Source organism: Stieleria sp., from assembly GCF_041595215.1.
Taxonomy (GTDB): Bacteria; Planctomycetota; Planctomycetia; order Pirellulales; family Pirellulaceae; genus Stieleria; species Stieleria magnilauensis.
Window position 1 is genome coordinate 1 of record NZ_JBFHKV010000646.1, and the last position, 4925, is coordinate 4925.

Sequence of the window (4925 nt, forward strand, 5' to 3'; positions counted from 1 at the left end):
AGCTGCCGCGGCCTCCGAGACTTCCTCCTCCGCCGCCACCGCCACCACCACCTCCGGCGACACTGCCACCGGGAGGGCCTTGCATGGCGCCCGGCTCAACGGGCAGCCCGGCTTCGCCCGGCGGAAGCGTTTCGGGCTGCGGGACTTCATCTTGGATCAGCTCATCAATCGCGGGCGATTCCAATCCGCTCGGGGCGAGCTGTAATTCCAATTGGGGCTGAAACGCAGGCTCTTGAAGGGTGACCAAGCGACTTCCGTCACCGTCGGATGAATTGCGGCGTGCCAGCACTTCTTCGACCAGCTGAAAACCGACCACGCCGATCCCATCGGGGCCGATCGCGATCAAGGAATAGGACCCTGGGGGCAGCGAATCGATCGAAAACGTCCCGTCTTCGCCGGTGATCGCCTGGGAGATCAGCTCGCGGTTTTGGTACAGCAGCACATTGGTCTCGGCAGCACCGGTCAGTTGGGTTTGGGTGGATCCGGCACGATAAATTCGGCCACGCAGCCCGCCGGCGGCTTGTGCGACGCGTAAGGTCCCCGAGGCGTGTAGCGCCGACATGGCTTTCGGCCCGTCCGCACCGCTGAAATCTGCGACGAAGGGGATCGTCGAGGGCATGTAGCGGATGACCGCGTTTCGGACTTTGTTGATCCGCAGCGGGGCGGCGCCGACTTCCAGTCGATGGTGATGCGGATCCAACGCTTCGTCACGGCTTTCGACGACGTGAATGGCATAGCACGCGGCCAGACTCGGGCCACGGGTCACCAGGGTGTAAACACCGGCGGGAACACCGACGAAGGAATACTGGACATTTGATTCGGCGGAGCGTTGGGCCCGATAGATCGCACCGTCTTGGGAGACCAGGGCAACTTTCACGCTGCCCGCTTGGAGGGTGTCCGCTGGGACGTCCGGCGCTACAATCACCGCGTCGATTCGGCCTTCGGGGCTCGCCGCGACCCATTGCTGGACCACCAGGTGTTGTCCGTCTCCGTCAGCACGCACGAAAGAGCTTGTCAGGAACAGACTTGTCAGCGCAAGCGCGAGGGTCAGTGGGGAATAACGCATCGGAGAACTCTGACAGGCGGTAAACTGGGTAAAAGACGAGCCGGTGAGTCATACTAGCTTGAGGGATTTCCTCGGGCAAGCGAACAGATTGATCATTAATCCATATTCCGTCACAGCCGCCGCGCCTTTGGAGAAAGGGTACTTTGGGGACCATTCCCGTCGAAAGGATGGCGCATTCCTCTATCGGGTGGTCGAAATCCGGCACCCGATCGCGACCGAGTTCGTTTATTCGGGCTGGTGGTTCCGGCAGACGATCGACATCGGCGGCGAGCGGGTGTGGGGCCAAATCAGCTGGCTGGACCTGAAGAAAGAGGCCGAGTTCAGGTTGCCCGAGTCGGTCGACCCGGCACGCCGGCCGGGCCGGATGGAGATCGACTTCACCCGCGGCCTACGCATTCGCCGGTTTCGCATCTGGATCGCCGACGAACTGATCTACGACGAAGTGGCGTAAGCGCAAAGTGGCCTAAGCGAAAAGTGGCGTAAGCTTCCAGCTTGCGACCCCCACAAGCTTTAGCTTGCCCCCAACCCCCAACAGGAAGTGTCAGCTGGCTCTTCGCACCAACCTTCTCGGGTCCTCAGCAAGCTGAGGAGAACGCAAGCTAGAAGCTTACGCCCCTTACAAGCGTACGCAACGACGAAAAGCCCGAGGCACCTTGTGAGTGCGACTCGAGCTAGTCGTTGGCATGGCCGCCCATTACTCCCGAAGCGTCTCGGGAACGGCCACACGGTTCCTCCGCCCTACGGATGGATTGATGTGAACAGGTGCAGGGGGGAAGGGTTCGGCGTCAACGCGCCGGTTGAGTCGCGACCGGAGGAGGAGTTTTGGAGATCGCTTTGCGACGCACCGGGATCGGAGCCCCCGAGGCGGCGTCGGTCGATTCGGCCGCCGGTCGTTGGATCACCCGTTCGGTCTGGTAACTGATCGGGGCGATCGGACCGGACGGCTGTCCGGGAACCAAGATGCTTTGGCTGGCCGGCCCAGGCGTCGGGGCCGCTGGCTTCGGGGCATTCGGTGCCGGTGCATTCGGCATCGGGGCAGCCGAATTGGGATCGGTCACCGACGGATCCGGGACCGGCATGACCGGCGGATTGATCGGCTCGGGGGAGAGCATTTCGCTCGGCGATCCGAACTGATCCAGCGGCATGTCCTCGACCGGAGCCACTTCGTTGTACGACCGTTCGAACAGTCCCATCGATCCGGCTTGGCCGGGCGAGAGGATTTCTCCGGCGGTTGAATCGCTGAAGCCCATGACTTCGACGGCGTCGGCGTTTTGCACCGGGCCTCGCCGGACCACGCCGGGACGCGTCACACCGTATTGCAATTGGTAGCCGGCTGATCGCTCACGGGCACGTTCCAGGGCGTCACAGTAGGCCTTGCTGTTCCAGGGGCCTTCCTGCAGTGCGATGTTGCTGTTGGCCAGCAAGGTGCCACGCAGGTAGTCGACGTAGTTGATCGATTTGTTGTATTCGACCAGGGCACGGTAGTAACTGATCTGAGCTTCGGCACGACGTTGTTGACTTTGCAGCACCACGTTCACCGGGCTGAGTCCTTTTTGGTACTCCAGCAACCGCGCGTCGACTTCTTGCTCGGCGGCTTGCCATTCGTTGGCCGCGTCTTGCAGCTGTGCGAAGTGGCTGGCCGATTTGCCGATCGCGTCGCTGAGTTGGCTGACGGCCAATCGCTCGGATTCTTGCAGGTACGCTTGTCGCTGGCGGAGCGTCAGTTGGGTTTGACGGATCCGGGCCAGTTCTCGTCGCAGTCCGACGGGCATCGAGAACTCCAACCGTACCACACCTTCCTGGTAGTCGCCGCTGGTCAGTCCGGCCAACGCACTGCTGCCGACTGCGGGGAACGAGTTGTCGCCACCGGGCGGGCCCAGCGTGTCACCGAGTCCGACGAAGCGGTACAGCAGCGACAAATTGACATCGGGCAGGATCTGGTTTTTCGCCAACGCGAGTTCCAGTTCGGCTTGTTTGATCGAGTACTTTTGGCTCCGCAGCTCGGGGCTCAGGTACAGCATTTGCGCGACCGAATCGGTCCATTCAAATTCGACACGTGCTTGGGTCGGTTCGTCGATCGGTCGGATCAGTCGTCCGTCGGTGGCGGTCAACCCCAGCAACTCACGCAGGGCACGTTCGCGACCGTAGACGCCGAAGCGATCGTCACCGGGCAGGTTGGATCCGTTCAGTGCGGCAGTCAAACGTCGTTGCAAGTTCCAGTATTGGCCGACCGACTGCGACAATTCTTGAATCGTCCCGGTGCCGGCGTCCATGTTCAGTTTGGTGAATTCGGCTGTGGCTTGAGCACTGTCGCGGGCGATCGTGGCGGTGGCCACGGCGCGATAGCTGAGGTACAGATCCCAGTAGGCGACTTCGACGTCACGGACCAGGTTGCGAATCTGGTGTTCAAACGTGGCGATCGAGATGTCTTCGTTCATGCTGGCCAGCATGACGGGGATGCGGTTGATGTAGGTGCCTCGGTTTCGCAGCAGCGGGTGTTGGACCTGAGCTTCGACGATCGCGGTGTAGTCACTGGCGAACAGACGCGAAATGTTGCTCAGCTCGGTGTTGTTGCGCGAGTAGACGACTTGTTGACGGGCCGTCACGACACCACCGGTGGCCAGTCGCTTGCTGAGCGCAGCTTGCTGGGTCGAGTTCTGCCCGACCGAGAACTGGCGGTTGATCGTGTTGCCGTCGCCGACGTTTTGCGGTCGGTCGGTGGTCGACGAATCGATGAACCCGCTGACGATCGCATCGAATTCAGCCAAGGCGTCCTCGACACCGCCGATCTGGTTGGCCCGGACGGCTCCACGCGGCAGCAACCGGTTGCCGCTGCCGTCGGTGGTGATCGGAATCGACTGAGTCGTGGTTTGCTGGAGTGCGACGTCGTAGACGCTGCCGAATTGCCCCGGCGAGCCGCTGACGAACTGCGCCGCGATGTTCTGACGCGTCTCGGCGTTGCCGCCGGTCGTCATCAGGAACCGCGCATTTTGCAGCGCCATCGTGACGCATTCTTCCAGCGTCATGTTCCAGAACTCGTAGTTATGGTTCCCCACCGTCAGCGGCGGCAACGACTGAGTCGTCTCCGGCATGCTGGCAACCTCCACGTCCGGATACTCGATCGACGTGGCGGTGTTGAGGTAATGTTGCAGGTCCGGCGACTCGTTCAAAAAGAACGGTTGCGTCGGCGTACATCCAGTCGCCAATACAATCGCCAAAACGAGTTGCAGGTGCGTAGCGATACGAAACAACGAGCGATTCATGCCCTGAGCTTCCCTAGGCCGCGATTTCGGTCACCTTTCGATCGTGAAGGAGGATCACATCGAGGGATGAAGTCAATCGCGAGCAGTCCAAACGGAAGCCCCCCACCAAGATCGCTCCGGCTCACTACGTCATAAACCGTGAGAGATCTTGTCCAAGAGTGGGTATCGGTGGCTGAGTGGGTAAACTTTGACGGTTCTAGTGAAAATTCTGGACTTCCGACCAGTTCGTCCGTGAACCGGCTCCGCAAGCGTCTTTCGACGCCCCCCGAGCCCGAGACCGCTAAAAAGTTGAGCGTCGTTTTCCTCGGGTTGGGGCCCGTAGGCTCGCGCCAAACGGCTGATTATCAACTGACATCAGCCGGTTCGCGCCAGCGTCCGGGCACGTCCGCTTATCGTGATTTAGCGGAAGGGCGCGAGCCCTCCGGTCCGTCGACGCGTTTTCGACGCTGCCACCGGACGGCTCGCGCCGTACCGCTAACACGTTCGGCGTTGAAGTACGCGACCTTACCCCGACGGGGTCAAAGCCAGTAGCCGGAGGTGAGCGAAGCGACACCTCCGGATCCAGCGTCGAAGGTACGCGATCTGACCCCGGCAGG

The 4925-nt window shown here is 61.5% G+C and carries 3 protein-coding genes; 1 reads left to right on the plus strand and 2 read right to left on the minus strand.

Features of this window, described 5'->3' with window-relative positions; all coding sequences use genetic code 11:
* A partial coding sequence (locus ABX749_RS21720; RefSeq protein WP_372897826.1) for a hypothetical protein occupies positions 1 to 1003 on the minus strand: 1003 nt, incomplete at its 3' end.
* 151 nt (positions 1004 to 1154) lie between these two features.
* Between ABX749_RS21720 and ABX749_RS21725 the strand changes: the two genes are divergently transcribed.
* Entirely contained in the window at positions 1155 to 1517 is a 363-nt protein-coding gene (locus ABX749_RS21725) for a hypothetical protein (protein ID WP_372897827.1), read from the plus strand.
* 334 nt (positions 1518 to 1851) lie between these two features.
* Here ABX749_RS21725 and ABX749_RS21730 read toward each other — a convergent pair whose 3' ends face one another.
* Positions 1852 to 4329 carry a TolC family protein gene (locus ABX749_RS21730; RefSeq protein WP_372897828.1) on the minus strand — a complete coding sequence of 826 codons (2478 nt, stop codon included), beginning with the start codon at positions 4327 to 4329 and terminating at the stop codon, positions 1852 to 1854.
* Between the last annotated feature and the right edge of the window lie 596 nt (positions 4330 to 4925).

Excerpts from the sequence above, each read along its gene's own strand:
- ABX749_RS21730 (WP_372897828.1), bottom strand. The coding sequence starts at position 4,329 with ATGAATCGCTCGTTGTTTCGTATCGCTACGCACCTGCAACTCGTTTTG.